A 17,441-nucleotide genomic window follows, 5' to 3' on the forward strand; every position below is an offset into this window, starting at 1 on the left:
ATGTTTCCCTCCTAAAATGTGCCGAGCATTGCCTAAGATGTCATGCGGAATCCAACGGATTGCTGTTGCAGCTTCCAGAGCCGGTCGTACAGTCCGCCGCGCAACAGTAAGGCTTCATGTCGTCCCTGCTCGACCAGCCGACCGTCTTCCAGTACGATAATGTTGTCCGCACCGCGTATGGTTTTCAACCGGTGGGCGATAACAATGACGGTTCTGCCCGTAATCAACGCATCAATTCCTTTCTGGATTTCGGCCTCATTCTGCGGGTCAAGCGATGCAGTAGCTTCATCCAACAGCACAATTGGAGCGTTCTTGAGAATCGCACGGGCAATGGAAATTCGCTGCTTCTCCCCTCCGGACAGCGTACTGCCGCCTTCGCCTACCGGCGTGTCATAACCAAGCGGTAATTTCATGATGAAATCATGGCAGTGAGCCATTTGCGCTGCCTGCTGAATATCCCGCTGCGACGCCCCCGGCCGCCCAAAAGCAATGTTGTTCCCGATGGTATCTTGGAATAGGTACACATCCTGAAACACCACCGATACAGATCCTAGCAGATGTTCTGGATCAATATCCTTGATGTTGCGCCCACCTAGCAGAACGCTCCCTTCTTCAGGATCATAGAAACGTGAGATCAGGCGCAGCACTGTACTCTTGCCGCTGCCTGACGGGCCCACAATTGCAGTCAGTGAACCTTGCGGCATTTCCAGACTTAAATTTTTGAGAACAGGCTCTCCTCCATAGCTAAAGGTTACATTGTCAAACCGAATGGTGCTGCTTTTAGGAAGAGGACTCGTATTACCTGTCATTACCGGCTGGCGTAGCAGGTCTACTATACGTTCACCCGCTTGTTCGTTATAGCGGAATTCGGCATAATTGGCTAGCGCTGTGGTCAATGGATCATAGATACGTGTGCCGACAATAAGGAATACTGCCAACTGCAAAATACCGAGCTCCCCCCCTAATAATAGATGAACACCTACGTATACCATTAAGGTCAGTCCCGCACGAAGAAGAGCCATAGCGGTTAGAATAACCGGACCGAACATCCCTTCCAGCTTCACACTTTCCTTCATCAAAGTTTTAAAAGAGTTATCCAGACGGACAAATCGTTCTCCCGTCAGGTTATAGGCCTTCATTACCCGTATACCATTCAAGTATTCTTGCAAGCGGTTCGCAGCGTTCAGCTTGGCCTTCATATGATCCGCTCCGAGTCTCCGCCGCAGCTTGCCCGATATATACATGATCAGAAGAGCAACCGGCAGCGCTACGAACATGGAAATCGCCATCCGCCAGTCCAAAAACAGTAAACCAGCAAGTGCAAATATCGGCAGGACAAAAGCCCCCGCAAGCTGTGGCAGCAGATGTGATATGCCCGTCTCAACGAGCGTGAAATCGCCCATCATCATATTGGCTAAATCACCTGGGTCCCGGCGAGTCAGGTAACCCAGCGGAAGCTTCCGCAGATGTTCTGCTAATTCCGCACGTCCCTGTGCAGCAACATTGTATGCCCCGCGGTAAGCGGTGCGATAGGCGGGAATCTCACTCAGGAACATCAGCACCATGACGGCGACAAGCCCTGCGCAGATCCACCAAAGGCGTTCTGTCTGAAGTTCTGCGCCTACAGTAATATAAGGAGCAAAAATCAACCGCACCGCCTCAATTACAAGCGCGAACGGAAGCACACTAACTAGATTAGCCAACAAGGAAAAAAGCACAGGCTTCAGCAACTGCTGCGGTTTACCGGCAGTAATATTATGCAATACCTTCATAGCTGATCCCCTCCTTTTTCCATATGCCAATCTCCGGCGTCAGTGTAGGCATGCCACATTTTTGCGTAAAGCCCGTCCGCCTCAATCAAACCTGCGTGCTCTCCACGTTCCACGATTTCTCCATCCCGCAGCACCAGAATTTGTGCAGCTTCACGTATAGAGGAGAGTCGGTGAGCAATGACAATAACCGTCTTGCCGCGCATAAGCTCCGTAAGTGCTAACTGCATATGAAACTCATTTTCCGGGTCGGCAAAAGCGGTCGCTTCGTCGAGCACGAGCACTGGTGCATTTTTGAGAATAGCCCGAGCTACCGCAATGCGCTGCTCCTCACCACCCGAGAGATAGACACCGCCTTCACCAATTAACGTATCGTATCCCTGCGGCAGCCGAGTAATGAACTCGTCGCATTGTGCCGCTCTGGCTGCAGTCTGGACTTCCTCCAAAGTCGCTCCCGGTTTTCCAACAGCAATATTCTCATACAAAGTGTCATAGAACAGGAAGGTTTCCTGAAATACAAAAGCAACTGTATTCATTAATTCATGGATCGCCATATGGCGAATATCGACTCCACCGATACGGATCGCACCCACTTGCGGGTCCCAGAACCGCGGCACCAAGCTGGCCACCGTCGATTTTCCCGAACCTGACGGGCCTACCAGTGCTGTAACCTTCCCTTGTTCCGCACGGAATGAGACTTCGCTGAGCGCCGCTGCAGTCCCTGCATCTTCACTGTAGGAGAAAGTTACATCCACAAATTCAACGTCAAAGGTATGCGGGGATAGCGGTTCTGCTATTTCCGGTACAGGCTGCTGTGCCAAGAGACGGTCCATCCGCTCCACGCCTTCGCCAATATCCCGAGTGCTTGAAGCCAGCAGAAGTAGCTTGTAGAGCGGAGATGAAACGCCGGGTGCCATAATCAGAAAGAACAACAGCACAAGCGCAAAGGACATGGAATCCGGCCGACCGCTTAGCATGAAGACGCCCACCGGCAAAATAAAGGTAAACGGTGACGCAAGCAATGTTTTGAATAAGATATAACCTGTTTGATAACGGTCCGTATACTCCAGACAATAATCGCGGTAGCTGGTCATATCACTGTAGAACTTTCTGAAAGAATGCACCGTCTGCCCGAACACCTTAACCGCGGGCATCCCCCGTACATACTGCACCGCCGAAGTATTGATCTGCTCCAACGAATCATGATACTGCTTCACACTGGCCTTGCCTCTGCTGCTCATCATAAGCGCTGACTGCACACCTAATCCTATAATTATCGGCAGCAGGCAAGCTACCGCCAACGGCGGACTAAGCCAAAACATCGCCACGATCATCAGCACTGTAGAAGCCAGCACGCTGACTAAATCGGGAAGCTGATGCGCTACGAAATTTTCCACCTTGTCGACATTCTGCTCTAGCGTCTTCTTGACCACGCCTGTTGAAGTCCCGTTCAGGAAACCGAGCGGCAATCTGCCCAAATGCTCGGTCATTCGCACACGCAAATTATATTGAATACGAAAAGCCGCAATATGCGAGCACATAATACCACAATACGAAGTCACCAGCCCTCCGATTAACCCTCCAAGTGCAATCCACCCCCAGCGGATCATATACGCACCGTCGACCTGTCCAGGCGATGAAGCATGGCGCAGCAGCTCTGCCAAAATGAAATAAACAGACAAAAACGGAATCAGCATTAATACAGCGCTGACAGATGACAATATTCCGGACAAGAGCAGCAAACCTCGCTTCTCTCCGGCGATCTCCAGCAGCCTTGGCATGCCGGTTTTGGTTTTACTCACAGCTGTTCCCCCACTCTTGGTAATTACGCACAAAAAAAGTGCACTGAGAATGATTCTCTGTGCACTAGTGTATAGGAACGTTGTTCACGATTGCTACCGTTTAAGGGATTATTATTAACCAAATCAGGAGCATCTGTGCAGGATACGGACTTACAACTTAATACCGAAGAGACGCTGCCTGCCGCTGATCAGATATTCTCCTGGACGCACACCGAACTTTTTGCGGAAGGCTGCCGAGAAATGACTCACATTACCGTATCCAACTCTGGAGGCTGCTTCACTTACAGTCATACTCCCTTGTTCCAGCAGCTGCTGTGCTCTCTGCATCCGTTGTTCGATAACGTAGGCATGCACGGTATAACCAAACATTTCCTTGAAGCCCTTTTTCAGCTTAAACTCATTGAGGCATATAATGCGAGAAAGGCCTGCAAGCGTCGGCGGGTGCAAATAATCACGCTGCAAAATCTCCTTAGCGAGCCGCAGGCTCTCCATATCCTCTCTGGACAGCTTGACCGAGCGTGGAATCCGGTCTGCTTCATATAAAGATTCATTGAGATAGACCGCCATAAGCTCCAGCATTTTGCCCTCCAGATAAAGTTCACGCATGCCATGGCTATAGGAACAATCCGCAATCTGCGATAGAATGAAGCGGATGGATGGTGTGATGTTATTTTTTCCAAAAAACAAACCCGCACCAGCTCCGATGCGAAGCCGTGTATCCTCAGTCAGACCACTGGTCATCCGCTCAAATTGTGCAGGGCTCATATCTATGCTGATGAATCGGTACCCCGCTCCACTCAGGTATGTGCAGTTTTCACTTCTTACTCCGCCATGAAACAGCGCAATTTCTCCTGTATCTATAACAAAATAGTCCGATTTCAGCGAGGTCCCCCACTCAATGCCATGCCCCATGCAGAATGCCAGCTCTGTACGCGGAGTGCTAAAATTGCCCTTCGCTTCGATATCCCGATTAAAACAGAGATTAAAATCTGTCATCTGGATATACCCATGGCTAAGCAGGCTACGGCAACTGCCTTCCCCTATTTCGACTGGAGGTTTAATCTCAAAATGAGCCCCATCAAAACGATAATTATAATCCACCCCTTCACATGTAAGCGTCTTATGGGCATCAATCGTTTCTGCTTCTTTCAGTCCATTGCTTCGCTCCATGCACATCCCTGCTTCCTCTTACTTTGGGTTAATTATATATGCAATGAGAATGATTATCAATTAAACATTACGATTTCCTCTTCGTTCAGACTGAGCAGTTGGGCAAATACACTGGATTATAATCAAAAAAACCTTTCCCACCCCGAAGGGTGAAAAAGGCTTATATGTCTCACTTCCGAAGCCGTATCTAGCCTTCATAGCTACTCTCGTTTCTTCCCAACTGCCCCAAGATAGATAACAAACTCTTCATCGCCGTCTAATTCTAAAATCTCATCTATCAACTTTTGATCATAGATTCCAATTGCGCAAGCACCTGCACCGATGGATTCGCTGGCTAAATAAAGGTTCTGGCAGACATGTCCAACATCGATGAGGATTTTTTTGTGAGCAGAAATATCATACTTCCATTCGGAGCGGTAGGGTGTGGTACTCCAGGCAAACAATACAGAAGCCTTTTTGGCAAAGTTAGGGACAAAGGGCTGATCCAAAGTAATAGCATCAATCTTTTGTTCAAGTTGATCTAATTCAAACATAAATAAGAGCTTATGTTCCACAGGCAGGTATCTATAGATCCCTTGCCCAATACCCTCTACACGCATAATCATTAAATAGGTTTCAAAGGTGTGCGTCGCCCCACTGCAGGGTACAGTCCGCAGCGTAAGTCCGTTCTTATTCATGCCGCTAATCCCTTGGGTAGCCCATAATAAATAGGATAACTCCTCCAGACTAACAGTATCCTCAGAATAGAACCGTGTACTTCTTCTTTGATCTATACAATCAAAAATATTATCTTTACTCACAACGTCTTTGCTGACCTTGGGCAAATCAATAATTAGTGAATCTGAATCAAATGGCTTAACAATTGGCGGTTGTGCAATTCCCTTGATCTTATCTGTTTTGATATGTTTGAATTCATGAAAATTGGATTTCAGAAAATTTCTTTGTTGTTCATATCTGGTCATAACAGATCCTCCTGAACTACCTTAATAGCTCTAATTTATCATGCCATAAAAATCATACGGTGATCTAACTCACTCTTCAGTTATTTTGGTGAGTAAACAAAAAACCTCCCTTTGCCCCGAAGGGCAAAAGAAGGCTTAAACGCGTCACTTCCGAAGACATGGCCAGCTATATTTTCAGCTCCCCAAGCTTGATCAGCTCGACAACCGCTTGTGAACGGCCTTTAACGTTTAGTTTTTGCATTACATTGGAAATGTGGTTTCGAACTGTTTTTTCGCTGATAAATAATAAGCCAGCGATATCACGAGTCGTTTTGTCCTGCACGAGAAGCTCAAAAACTTCGCGCTCACGATGAGTCAACAGAAATTTGCTGTGGTGTTCGTTCCCCTTCAATGGTGTCACCCCTCCTTGCCCTGGGTTTGTTTGGTATAACAAGGTAAAGGGATACAGTCAAAACATATTATGTAGTGTTGATGTTAATGGTGCTGTCACAATTATAAAATGGGCTTAGTTCATTCAAATGCAAAAGCCTGAAATTTTCATGAATAAGAACATCTTTTTTCAGGGCAAACTACGGTTTGTTGTTCCTTATTAAAGGAGGTGTATGTATGAGCCATTCAAAAAACAATCAACCTACCAAAGCAGAAGTACAAACAACGAAATTAAACAAATTACCACTCGTAGGTAAATTCGAACCTGAATTTTCTGCAGAGGAAGCTGCAGAAGTGTTCGAAAACCAACCCTCTGCAGATCATGAATCCCATAATGAACGATAAAAAGCGGATGACGCTTTGATCTTATTCTTAAGCAGATCAAACCTTCAAAGAATGGAACTGTCACATTAACAGCTTAATTAACTATAAATGAGACGGTTCCCTTCATTTAAACATCGTAAACGACTTAGAGCAGCGATTCGCCATTAATGGGAATCGCTGCTTTATGTTGTAGGCTGTTGGCTGCCCGCTCCAATAGTGTATTCACCAGCCCCAACTGAGGCTTTCGGACCCAGATGGCGTTATTAACAAATTTATCGCCTTTTGAGCGAAGTTTCGGACTCCAGTGACGCTATTCCTTAGAAACAGGCTCATATTCGGTACTTTTCAAGCCAATAGCGACTATGCGGTCCGATAGCGACTCAAATATCGAATAATGCTGCATGTAGTGTCATCTGGGTCCTTTAGTTACTGCTTATGCGCAAAAGTTTGCTGGGGCGGTTACTGCTGCGTGCGCGCAATGGTTCGCTGGGGCCGTTACTGCTGCGTGCGCGTAAAGGTTCGCTGGGGCTTTACTGCTGCATACACACACTGGTTCGCTAGGTAGGTTACTGCTGCGTGCGCGTAATGGTTCGCCGGGTTGGCTGCCCACTCCAATAGTGTATTCACCAGCCCCAACTGAGGCTTTCGGACCCAGATGGCGTTATTAACAAATTTATCGCCTTTTGAGCGAAGTTTCGGACTCCAGTGACGCTATTCCTTAGAAACAAGCTCATATAGGGTACTTTCTAAGCCAATAGCGACTATGCGGTCCGATAGCGGCTCAAATATCGAATAATGCTGCATTTAGTGTCATCTGGGTCCTTTAGTTACTGTTTATGCGCAAAAGTTTGCTGGGGCCGTTACTGCTGCGTCGCGCAATGGTTCGCCGGGTCGCCGGGTCGACTACCCGCTCCAATAGTGTATTCATCAGCCCCAATTGAGGCCTTCGGACCCAGATGGCGTTATTAACAAATTTATCGCCTTTTGAGCGAATTTTCGGACTCCAGTGACGCTATTCCTTAGAAACAAGCTCATATTCGGTACTTTTCAAGCCAATAGCGACTATGCGGTCCGATAGCGACTCAAATATCGAATAATGCTGCATGTAGTGTCTTCTGGGTCCTTTAGTTACTGGTTATGCGCAAAGATCAAAATATCGGTTACTGCTGCGTTCACGTAAAGCTTCGCTGGGGCGGTTATTGCTGCGTTCACGCAAAGGTTCGCTGAGACTAGAGCTGAGTTCGTTGTTGCTGAATATGCGAAGAGAATAGTTGGGCCCATTACATACTACTGTGTACGTTCACTGGTTTGCTGGCGCGGTTACTATTCTGCTTTTTCAATTGTAATCGGATACATTACTACAAAACACACTCCCGACCCTGGGAGTTTTTTGTCGTGCCATTATTACAATGAGATACATCACATTTTTATATTGACAGTAATTGTATACGGACTTATGATAAGTCCAGCATAATTGATAACGATTATCATTTAGATATAAAAAAAGGGGTGTTTTTTTAATGAAATTTACTTATGCTGTGCCTGCAAGTCTACTTGCGGCCTCCATACTGTTCACTGGATGTGCCAATAACAACAACTCTACAAATACTGCTGCCAACAGCACTACAGCCACCAACGCACCGACGACTGCAGCAGCTACCAACACACCGGAGACTGCCACCGCTGACTTCACGTCAGCTATAGATCAATATCGCACATACGTCATCCAGCAATGTGATGAATTTGTGAAGCAAACAGAGAGTTTCACCAACGCTGTAAAAGAGGACAAGATTGATGAGGCTAAGGCGCTCTATGCTCCTGCCCGCATGTATTATGAACGGATTGAGCCTATTGCAGAAGCCCTTGGTGACTTGGACCCAAATATCGATGCCCGGGAAAATGATGTAGATGCGGCAGATTGGCGCGGTTTCCACAAGCTTGAGAAAGCACTCTGGCAGGACAATACAACTAAAGACATGACAGAAGTTGCTGACCAATTGCTGAAGGATGCACAGCTGCTGCGTGCGAAAGTGGAGACCGTTGAGATCGACGCGAATCTGCTCGTAACTGGTGCTGTTGAGCTGTTAAATGAGGTCTCCTCCTCCAAAGTAACCGGAGAGGAAGAACGTTACTCGCACACAGACCTGTATGATTTCGTCGCAAACGTTGAGGGTGCGCAAAAGATATACGAGCTGTTAAAACCAGAACTAGCTAAAAAAGATGCCGATCTTGAAAAAACCATTGGTGAGCGATTCGCTGCCTTGCAAGCTGAGCTTGCCCCTTTCAAATCCGGAGATGGATATGTTTCCTATGAAGAGCTGAAAGAAGATGAAGTACGTAAACTGAGTCAGAATTTGGACGCCTTGGCTGAGCCATTGTCCAACATGGGAACTATTCTAGGAGTGTGACCCTCATGAATAAACATAACAAGTTCACTGGAGTACCAGGTAATCCTGAAAGTCCCCCTCTTAATGATCAATCGAAGAATGAGCCTATATTTGGTAAAAAATTAAGCCGCCGCGATATGCTGCGGCTTACTGGCGCCACTGGCCTTGGTCTTTTGTTAGGGGGCGGAGGTGTCGGTGGAATTATGGCTGCGCGTAATGCTGTAGCTGAGCCAACGAAATCCGCAGAAGGTGATTCCAGTTCCATTCCTTTTTATGGGAGCCATCAGGCAGGGATTTTGACACCTGCACAGAACTTTATTTATTTTGCTGCCTTTGATTTCACCACAACCAAACTGGCCGATGTGAAAAAACTAATGCAAGCATGGACCACTGCCGCTGCCGCTCTTACTACTGGCGAGCTTATTGGTGACGTAAATGACAACCCCAATCTTCCACCCTCAGACACCGGGGAAGCGGACGGGCTAAACCCTGCACGGTGTACGCTGACCTTTGGTGTTGGCCCTTCCTTTTTTGATGAAAGATTCGGCTTAGCTTCGAAACGCCCAGCCCTATTGACCGATCTTCCGGCATTTGCGGGTGACAATCTTGATCCGAAATGGTGTGGCGGGGATATTTGTGTGCAAGCCTGTGCGGATGATCTGCAGGTCGCATTCCATGCGATCCGTAATCTGGCGCGTATCGCCCGGGGGACTGCTGTACTGCGCTGGACACAGGAAGGTTTTCAACGCACTGGAGCAGCGGATCCCAAGGGGGCTACGCCACGCAATCTTTTGGGTTTCAAAGACGGCACGGGCAATCCCGATACAACCGATAACGCTGAAATGAACAAAGTGGTCTGGAACAGCAGCAGTGACGGTCCTTCTTGGATGAGCGGCGGCACTTATATGGCGGTACGCCGGGTACGTCTGCGTATTGAAGTCTGGGATCGGTCGTCGCTAAGTGATCAGGAGGCTACCTTCGGGCGTTATCGTCACACCGGAGCTCCACTCGGAGCTAAGGATGAATTCGATGATCTGGATCTTTCAGCTGCGGACGCTTCCGGGAAACCTGTCATTCCGGTGAATTCACATTCCGCATTGGCGCATGGTGACGGTACAGTCAAAATGCTGCGCCGCTCCTATTCTTTTTCCAGCGGTTTGGACGTCACCACGGGCCAGCTTGATGCAGGTTTGTTATTCATTAGCTTTCAACGTGATTTAATGAAACAATTCGTTGCCATTCAGCAGCGCCTCTCTAAGACTGATCTTTTGAACGAATATATGACTCACACCGGCAGCGCTGTATTTGCCTGCTTCCCCGGTGTCCGCAGAGGCGGCTTTATCGGGGAAACACTACTAAGCTAAATTTATGGCTGTCCATTATTGAAGGGGGATTATCCCGATGTTATCTCTTACGCATCCTAAACGGCAAATGCCAAAGGTTGCCTTGCTGATTCTGTTTGGCTTTTTGTGTATGCTTTTGCTCTCCAGCCCCGCGGGGGCGGAGGGCGATGGCACGGTCGACGAGCTCCTGCCGCCGGTCGGCAGCGCGCTCGTCGAAGCCGGCCAGAGCCGCTGGGACGCGGCCGCGGCCGATGTAGAAGTGTTCGCTGCGCTGTGGCGCACCGCGAACACAGGCACGCCGGACCCGGCACTCGCCGGTCCGGCTGCTGCCGTTGACGCCGCGCTTGCAGACGCGGCGAAAGCCCTTGCGGCGGGCGGCGGCGAGCCCGCCAAAACCGCACTGTCCACGCTCGCGAGAAGCGTGGACGCGTACGTCACCGCCGCCTCCGGCACGGTCGGCGGTGACACTGGAGCCGCCGGACGCGAGACGGCGGCGAAGCTTTTGCCCGCGGCGGAACGCACGCGGGATGCGGCGCGCAGCGCCGACTGGAGCGCGGCAGCGGCAGCGTACCGCGACATCGTCAGCGGATGGAAGCCGGCGGAGCGCAACATCCGGGCGGACGATTCCGCCGTCTACAGCCTGCTGGAGACGCGAATAAGCCTGCTGCGGATTGCGCTGCAGGCTGAACCGCTTCGCGAGGCATCGGCGAAATCGGAAGCAGAAGCTCTGTATCAACTGCTGGCTGATTACAGTGAAGGCAAAACCATTGACGCTGGGGATACTTCCAGTGAACCAGCTTCTATAGAGGGATTAATCAGCTACCTGAACAAAGCATCCTCCGCTGCCAAAGACAATAACAGCACAGAAGCCGCTAACATCATGGAGCAATTCATCGTAGCCTGGCCTTCTGCCGAAGGGCAAGTCCAGATCGCCTCACCAACAGTCTACAACAATATCGAAAATGAGAGTGCGGCTGTCACAGGTTACCTGCTCTCAAATCCGCCTAAACTGGATCAAGCTTTAACCATCATGGACAATATGCTTAGCGAACTAACGCCTTTGGCTGGTGAAACCACTTATAATGCTTGGGATGCCGCTTTGATTCTGTTGCGCGAAGGACTTGAGGCTATTCTCGTCTTGTCAGCTCTTCTTGCTTACCTGAAACGTGATGGCAACGCCAAAGCGCAAAAATGGATCTGGTCCGGTGCAGCTGTCGGCCTCATCGCAAGTATCGGATTGGCTGTTGTGCTCACTTATACCATTTCTCGGGCAGCTTCCGGGGGAGCACGGGAGATGATTGAAGGGATTACTAGTCTTGTCGCGGTAGTTATGATGCTCACAATCGGACGCTGGTTGCATAGCAAATCAAACACTGCGAATTGGAACAACTACGTGGGTAGGCAAGTTGATGGCGCGCTGGCCAAAGGAAATCTTTGGTCACTGTCCTCCGTTGCAGCGCTTGCGATTTTACGTGAAGGTGCAGAGACTACAATCTTTTATGTGGGCATGGCTCCATCCATCAAGCTGTCTCAATTACTGCTTGGGATTGGATGTGCTCTGATTATTCTTGGTATTGTAGGTTATGCAATTATTGCCTTGAGTGCAAAATTGCCGATTGCCGCCTTCTTCCGTACAGCTACAATTCTGATTTATTACCTAGTATTCCGCTTTCTTGGGGAGAGCATTCACTCGCTTCAGGTCGCCGGCAAACTTCCTGCACATGTACAAGAGGGCTTGCCTTCAATTAACTGGCTTGGCATGTATCCCACTTGGGAAACCTTGCTTCCACAGCTGCTTGTCCTGCTGTTTATTGTGTGGGAGCTGTTTCGGAACAGATCGCCAAAGGCTTCACGAACAGCTTAGTTTTATTAATACAATAGATATACCGGTCCGTCACGCCCTGGTGGTTACGCCGGTTTAGTCCGGTAATCTCTTGCATTTACAGTCTAATTTATGAAATGGATTCCATAGCAAGCTTTTTATTTGGGAGGTAATTTGCGGACAATATGATAAAATAAAATGACTATACACAAGCACCCAAGGGAGGCTGTTGTACTCTAATGGCTAATATTAAAGAAATTGCCCGTATGGCTGGTGTTTCCGTGACAACAGTCTCGCGGGTGCTCAATAATCACCCTTATGTAAGTGAAGTCAAACGAACCGCAGTCCTAAATACTATTGAAAAATTAAACTACACGCGTAATATGAACGCCGTGCATCTGATCACTGGGCGGACTCAAGCTATAGCTGTTATTATTCCGTATACCAACTTATTTTATTTCTCAGTCATTATTGCAGGCTTGGCTCAAGAAGCACTGCTGGCTCAATACCGGCTCGTTCTCTGCCAAACCGATTATCGTACGGAAGAAGAAATTAAGGTGCTTGAGATGCTGCGGAACAAAGAAATTGACGGTGTAGTTATGGTCTCTTCAACAATGAGCTCAGAAGCTATTGAAGAATATACAGCTTATGGTCCTATTGTGGTATGTCAGGATAGGGGAGAACGCCAATTTTCTTCTGTATATATTGAGCATTATTCTGCTTTTCGCAGTGGCCTTCAATATTTGAATGATAAAGGTTACCGCCATATTGGCTACTGTGAAGGAAGACCACACGGCAGCAGCAGCTCTATCCGCCAAATTGCCTTTAGAGACTTTCTAGAAGCTACAGATCAGCCTTACAATGATGAATGGATGATCTATAACTGTCTGACCGAAGAGGACGGTGCCCGCGTACTTCACCAACTGCTGCAGATGAAGAATCGTCCTGATGCCCTGATTATTTCAGCAGGCGATCATATAGCGGCTGGTTTAATCATCGAAGCTTGGAAAAAGGGTATCCGCATTCCTGAAGATTTGGCCGTCATTGGATTTGATGATCAGCCTATCGGCCGAACGTTAGGTCTGACCACTGTAGATAATCAGTTAACTGAAATGGGCATATCCGCTTTTCGGATTATCTATGATCAGATCCAGCGAAATGATGGACAACCCGTTCATCGCAAGCTTGAGTACCGTATTATAGAACGCAATACAGTATAGTATCCTTTTCATCTTATATCTCAGTAATTACATCATTTTAACGGTCCACTTTGCAGCCTTCTGCGAGTAGACCGTTTTTTATTTTTGCATATTCCCCTTTAGTATTCATTTTTATCCCTTGCTTCCGAATGGAATTTGTTTTATCCTAAATATGAAAATAATTTTCTGCATTTAGTTAATAATCATAAAAATAATTTCAATACCCCATTGAAACGAGGTGGATGAATGGATGTCCCCAATACTGCATGCACTCGAGCATGAGAAGGCCAAGCTCTCTCAAATGGAACGAAAGCTGGCTGAACGAATTCTCTCCTCACCAGGCGAAATCGTTCATATGGGCATTACAGAATTAGCAGAACAATGCGGAATAAGCCCGGCAACGATCACACGTTTCTGTAAGGTGCTTCATTTTAAAGGCTTTCCGGATTTCAAGGTGAAGCTGGCAGCAGAAATTGCTCATAGTGATGCCGCGCCGCAGGATGGTGGCTCTTCTTATCAAGATATTGTAGCCGGCAACCCACTCTCCGTGATTGTGGAAGCGATGCAGACGAACCATCTGACCTCCATCCGGGATACTACCTCACTGTTAGATCTGGAGCGATTGCAGGCAGCAGTTAATTTATTGTGCCAAGCACGCCGCGTTGATCTGTACGGGATGGCGACCTCTTCCATTGTCGCTCAGGATTTCTATCAGAAGCTGATCCGCATAGGCGTAAATTGTACTGCTTTTGCTGATTCCCATATGCAGATTACCTCTGCTTCATCACTCTCCGAAGGTGATGTCGTGTTCGCAGTATCCTATTCGGGAGAGACTCCCGAGACCATTGATGCCTTGATGTGTGCGAAGGCTAGCGGAGCAAGCACTATCGCACTAACCTCTTATGGCAGCAGCACCTTGGCTACTCTGGCGGATATCCCCCTATTCTCCTCATCTTTGGAGAAAGGCATGCGACGGGGAGACATGGCCTCACGCATAGCTCAGCTTCACATCATTGATATTTTGTTCACTGGAATGGTCAGCACCCGTTTTGGGGATTTTATTCCTAGACTGGAGCAATCTTATCTCAATGTCCAACAATACCGAAACAAACGAGGAGGACAATCCTAATGAATATTCTAAAGTTCCATAGTGATGAAGATTTCGTACAAACGGGTGCGAATCTTATTGCCAGCCTGTTGCAAAGCAATCCTAAAGCCGTGCTCGGTCTTGCGACCGGAAGCTCCCCAGTTGGGGTTTATGCCAAATTGGTTGAAATGCACCAAAAAGGACTTGTGAGTTTCTCTAAAGCAACTTCCTTTAATCTGGATGAGTATATCGGCTTGCCTGTCGACCATCCACAAAGCTATCGCAGTTTCATGAACGAGCAATTATTTAACCATATAGATATTGATCCAGGACAGACACATATCCCTAACGGAAACGCAGCGGATATGGAAGCAGAATGCCTTGCATACGATAAAATGCTGGAAGAAAACGGACCCGTTGACTTGCAGATTCTCGGTATTGGCAGCAACGGCCACATTGGATTCAACGAACCCGATGCTAACCTCAGCAGCAAAACCCATGTCGTCGACCTGCTTGAAGATACCCGGGAAGCAAATGCTAGATTCTTTGACAGTTTGGATGAGGTCCCTCGGCAAGCGATCACAATGGGCATTGGAGGCATCCTAAAAGCACGCCAAATCCTCTTATTGGTTCGTGGTGCCGGCAAAGCTGAAGCTATCCGCAATGCTGTGGAAGGCCCGATTACAACCCAATGCCCTGCATCCTTGCTGCAGAGCCATCCAAATGTAATCGTTCTCGTAGATGAAGGAGCAGGCAAATGGCTGAAATAAATAAAGAACTAGAACAGTTGCTGTTCGGTAAGGTACTGACTCCCCAAGGTTTAATTGAGCACGGTGTGATTGCCGTATCTGGAGAGCAGATCCACTATGCTGGCGATGCGGCTTGGCTTCCAGAGCGTTACGCGCATTGGCCTGCCAGTGGTCAAGCAACGGATCTCCTGATCCCCGGATTTGTAGATGTACATGTTCATGGTGGAGCTGGCCACGACTTTATGTACAGTGATACTGAATCGCTGAATGCCATCACTAAGTTCCATAGTTCCCAAGGAACAACAACAATGCTGGCTACAACCATGACCGCTTCCAAGTCTGCTATTGACCAAGTATTCTCCGAAGTCAGCGCTTATCGCGCTGCTGAAATGCCTTACACACAAATCGCAGGCATGCATTTGGAAGGACCCTTCATCAGCCCGAAATGGTCCGGCGCACAAAATCCAGAGCATATTGTTCCTGCCAATATTGAGTGGCTAGCACAATGGGAGAACGATTATCCAGGAATGATCCGGCAAGTCACGCTTGCTCCGGAACGTGAAGGTGCCCTCGAAGCTATTCTCTGGCTGCGCAAGCACGGTATAACTGCAGCGCTCGGGCATACGGATGCCTCCTTTGAAGAGGTTATTGCCGCAGCAGATGCTGGACTTAACCAAGCCGTGCATATGTTCAATGCGATGACACCCCTACATCACCGTAAGCCTGGAGCGGCTGGAGCTATTTTGTTCGATAAACGCATTCGCGCAGAGATTATAGCCGACGGGATTCATGTTCATCCCGCAGCCATTTCTATATTGACCCGTCTCAAGAAAGAGAACAATTTATTACTGATTACTGATGCCATGTCTGCAACTGGACTTAGTGATGGTGAATATACAATCGGTGATTTACCTGTACTCGTTCAAGATGGCATCGCTACCCTTAAAGATAATCCCGCTGCTCTAGCTGGAAGCACACTAACGATGATTCGCGGCTTCCGTTATCTGATCCAAGAGGTAGGACTCACCTTGGAAGAGGCCTCCCGCGCTGCAAGCCTTACGCCAGCGGCGTCCATTGGAATGGAACGAAGCATTGGCTCCTTGGAGGCTGGAAAACGCGGCGATATCCTACGCCTTGATGCTGAATTTAATATTCGCGGCGTATGGATCGGCGGACGTCCAATCACCACTTAATAAAATTAGCTCCAAACAAAAAAGCAACAATTCTCTCCAGATGGTGAGATTGTTGCTTTTTTATTTAGATCACAAAAATCATTAATAATTACGAGTTGGGAAAATTCGTTCAACCATGGTGCGGAATTCATCCACAAATCCTTTTATCGGATGACCGGCACGAGCCTCTTCAGCATAAACATTGGCGCGTTCCACGAAGTCAGGATTTGCTGATACGTATACATCCTTAATTCTCGCATCATGTTTTTTAACTTCTGCAGCAATTTTATCTTTAATTGCTTTGGTAACTGTTTCTGTTTCTCTTGTATTTATGGTGTTATTTGTGTTATTCGTGCTATTGGTGTTATACATATGCGTCGAATTACTTCTGTAATTCGTATCATGGGTACTAGGAGTGGTACTGCGCATGCCCATTCCCATTCCAGTTCCCATACCTTTTCCTATCCCCATATCTACATCATGTTTCGAGCCATTGCTGTTCAGCAGAGGACCATTATTATAAGTATGGTTTCTTATCGTACCTGTACCTGTTCCTGTTCCTGTTCCCAACATATCCGCTCCCAAATTACCCATGCCATTGATTCCATTTCTGGTTGCCGGTCCAGTACTTGTTGTACCAGGAACTGTATTTACAGTACCTTTTAAGGCTCCGTTCATACCATTGGTTACGGCTCCAGTATCATTCATTCCATCACGGCCAATTTTCACTCTTCCTGTACCAGACATTACGCCAGTCGGTCCATAATTGTGAGGAGTGGTTGAGGATTTTGCCCGATACGATGGAGTCCCTTTGGCACGCAGGCCAGCAGTTGCATCATTTAAAGTTACTGCTACATACGCGCTTTTTCCTGCAAGCATTACATTCGCTGAGCGGACTTCAGGCATTGCAGCAATCCGGTCTGCAAGCTCCTGACTAACTTCCATCTTAGTGATGTTATGTGTGCCACCGCGTACGGAATTCACACCAATACGCCCATCATTTACTCCCCGGACACTATTGGTTTGCACATTCGATTTTTCTGCCGTATTGGTTCCACACCCCGTAATACTCACCAAGCCGAGAAGCAATGCAGCTAAGACTGACATACTGATCTTGGATCGCAACATGAATTCATCCTCCATCTCTAATGTTGTATGTGTGCAGTGTACGATCGTTAGGATGACCTTCTGAAGAACAAGCTATCCTGAAAGGATTTGGAACTATG

Annotated in this window: 14 protein-coding genes; 8 read left to right on the plus strand and 6 right to left on the minus strand. The window is 47.8% G+C overall.

Features of this window, described 5'->3' with window-relative positions:
- Positions 1 to 32 precede the first annotated feature (32 nt).
- From NSQ91_RS26350 to NSQ91_RS26370, 5 genes are all read right to left on the minus strand, one after another.
- Positions 33 to 1,772: an ABC transporter ATP-binding protein gene (locus NSQ91_RS26350; protein WP_076130857.1), complete on the minus strand. Its 1,740-nt coding sequence runs from the start codon at positions 1,770 to 1,772 to the stop codon at positions 33 to 35.
- On the minus strand, positions 1,769 to 3,550 hold the full coding sequence (locus NSQ91_RS26355) for an ABC transporter ATP-binding protein (RefSeq protein WP_076130862.1): 1,782 nt from the start codon (positions 3,548 to 3,550) through the stop codon (positions 1,769 to 1,771). The genes NSQ91_RS26350 and NSQ91_RS26355 overlap by 4 nt, the downstream gene beginning before the upstream one ends.
- Positions 3,551 to 3,721: 171 nt before the next feature.
- Positions 3,722 to 4,741, minus strand: a complete 1,020-nt coding sequence (locus tag NSQ91_RS26360) for a helix-turn-helix transcriptional regulator (RefSeq protein WP_179086330.1) — start codon at positions 4,739 to 4,741, stop codon at positions 3,722 to 3,724.
- Positions 4,742 to 4,941: 200 nt separating this feature from the next.
- Positions 4,942 to 5,703, minus strand: coding sequence for a SagB/ThcOx family dehydrogenase (locus NSQ91_RS26365; protein ID WP_076130854.1), 762 nt, complete (start codon positions 5,701 to 5,703; stop codon positions 4,942 to 4,944).
- 166 nt (positions 5,704 to 5,869) lie between these two features.
- A complete protein-coding gene (locus NSQ91_RS26370) occupies positions 5,870 to 6,094 on the minus strand; it encodes a helix-turn-helix domain-containing protein (protein WP_019908812.1) in 225 nt (74 codons plus the stop codon).
- A gap of 215 nt (positions 6,095 to 6,309) precedes the next feature.
- On the opposite strand from NSQ91_RS26370, the gene NSQ91_RS26375 reads away from it, so the two are divergent.
- The 8 genes from NSQ91_RS26375 to nagA all read left to right on the plus strand — a co-directional run bounded on the left by NSQ91_RS26375 (position 6,310) and on the right by nagA (position 16,236).
- Positions 6,310 to 6,477, plus strand: coding sequence for a hypothetical protein (locus NSQ91_RS26375; protein ID WP_169744806.1), 168 nt, complete (start codon positions 6,310 to 6,312; stop codon positions 6,475 to 6,477).
- A gap of 1,499 nt (positions 6,478 to 7,976) precedes the next feature.
- Positions 7,977 to 8,864 (plus strand): iron uptake system protein EfeO, encoded by an 888-nt coding sequence (gene efeO / locus NSQ91_RS26380; protein ID WP_076305600.1) that lies wholly within the window; start codon positions 7,977 to 7,979, stop codon positions 8,862 to 8,864.
- A gap of 5 nt (positions 8,865 to 8,869) precedes the next feature.
- Positions 8,870 to 10,207, plus strand: coding sequence for an iron uptake transporter deferrochelatase/peroxidase subunit (efeB, locus tag NSQ91_RS26385; RefSeq protein WP_076305601.1), 1,338 nt, complete (start codon positions 8,870 to 8,872; stop codon positions 10,205 to 10,207).
- 238 nt (positions 10,208 to 10,445) lie between these two features.
- On the plus strand, positions 10,446 to 12,050 hold the full coding sequence (locus tag NSQ91_RS26390) for an FTR1 family iron permease (protein WP_256716661.1): 1,605 nt from the start codon (positions 10,446 to 10,448) through the stop codon (positions 12,048 to 12,050).
- 197 nt (positions 12,051 to 12,247) lie between these two features.
- Entirely contained in the window at positions 12,248 to 13,228 is a 981-nt protein-coding gene (locus NSQ91_RS26395; RefSeq protein WP_076130419.1) for a LacI family DNA-binding transcriptional regulator, read from the plus strand.
- A gap of 229 nt (positions 13,229 to 13,457) precedes the next feature.
- Positions 13,458 to 14,336, plus strand: a complete 879-nt coding sequence (locus NSQ91_RS26400; RefSeq protein WP_036679688.1) for a MurR/RpiR family transcriptional regulator — start codon at positions 13,458 to 13,460, stop codon at positions 14,334 to 14,336.
- Positions 14,336 to 15,064, plus strand: a complete 729-nt coding sequence (gene nagB / locus NSQ91_RS26405; protein WP_076130421.1) for a glucosamine-6-phosphate deaminase — start codon at positions 14,336 to 14,338, stop codon at positions 15,062 to 15,064. The genes NSQ91_RS26400 and nagB overlap by 1 nt, the downstream gene beginning before the upstream one ends.
- On the plus strand, positions 15,052 to 16,236 hold the full coding sequence (gene nagA / locus NSQ91_RS26410) for an N-acetylglucosamine-6-phosphate deacetylase (protein ID WP_076130422.1): 1,185 nt from the start codon (positions 15,052 to 15,054) through the stop codon (positions 16,234 to 16,236). The genes nagB and nagA overlap by 13 nt, the downstream gene beginning before the upstream one ends.
- Before the next feature lie 81 nt (positions 16,237 to 16,317).
- Here nagA and NSQ91_RS26415 read toward each other — a convergent pair whose 3' ends face one another.
- Entirely contained in the window at positions 16,318 to 17,343 is a 1,026-nt protein-coding gene (locus tag NSQ91_RS26415) for a YhcN/YlaJ family sporulation lipoprotein (RefSeq protein ID WP_076305602.1), read from the minus strand.
- Positions 17,344 to 17,441: the final 98 nt, after the last annotated feature.

The organism is Paenibacillus sp. FSL R7-0048 (assembly GCF_038004505.1).
Classification (GTDB): domain Bacteria; phylum Bacillota; class Bacilli; order Paenibacillales; family Paenibacillaceae; genus Paenibacillus_AQ; species Paenibacillus_AQ odorifer.

Coding starts and splice junctions, on each gene's coding strand:
- NSQ91_RS26355 (WP_076130862.1), bottom strand. CDS start 3,550: ATGCCAAGGCTGCTGGAGATCGCCGGAGAGAAGCGAGGTTTGCTGCTC.
- NSQ91_RS26350 (WP_076130857.1), bottom strand. CDS start 1,772: ATGAAGGTATTGCATAATATTACTGCCGGTAAACCGCAGCAGTTGCTG.
- NSQ91_RS26395 (WP_076130419.1), top strand. CDS start 12,248: ATGGCTAATATTAAAGAAATTGCCCGTATGGCTGGTGTTTCCGTGACA.
- nagB (WP_076130421.1), top strand. CDS start 14,336: ATGAATATTCTAAAGTTCCATAGTGATGAAGATTTCGTACAAACGGGT.
- NSQ91_RS26400 (WP_036679688.1), top strand. CDS start 13,458: ATGTCCCCAATACTGCATGCACTCGAGCATGAGAAGGCCAAGCTCTCT.
- nagA (WP_076130422.1), top strand. CDS start 15,052: ATGGCTGAAATAAATAAAGAACTAGAACAGTTGCTGTTCGGTAAGGTA.
- efeB (WP_076305601.1), top strand. CDS start 8,870: ATGAATAAACATAACAAGTTCACTGGAGTACCAGGTAATCCTGAAAGT.
- efeO (WP_076305600.1), top strand. CDS start 7,977: ATGAAATTTACTTATGCTGTGCCTGCAAGTCTACTTGCGGCCTCCATA.
- NSQ91_RS26375 (WP_169744806.1), top strand. CDS start 6,310: ATGAGCCATTCAAAAAACAATCAACCTACCAAAGCAGAAGTACAAACA.
- NSQ91_RS26415 (WP_076305602.1), bottom strand. CDS start 17,343: ATGTTGCGATCCAAGATCAGTATGTCAGTCTTAGCTGCATTGCTTCTC.
- NSQ91_RS26365 (WP_076130854.1), bottom strand. CDS start 5,703: ATGACCAGATATGAACAACAAAGAAATTTTCTGAAATCCAATTTTCAT.
- NSQ91_RS26360 (WP_179086330.1), bottom strand. CDS start 4,741: ATGGAGCGAAGCAATGGACTGAAAGAAGCAGAAACGATTGATGCCCAT.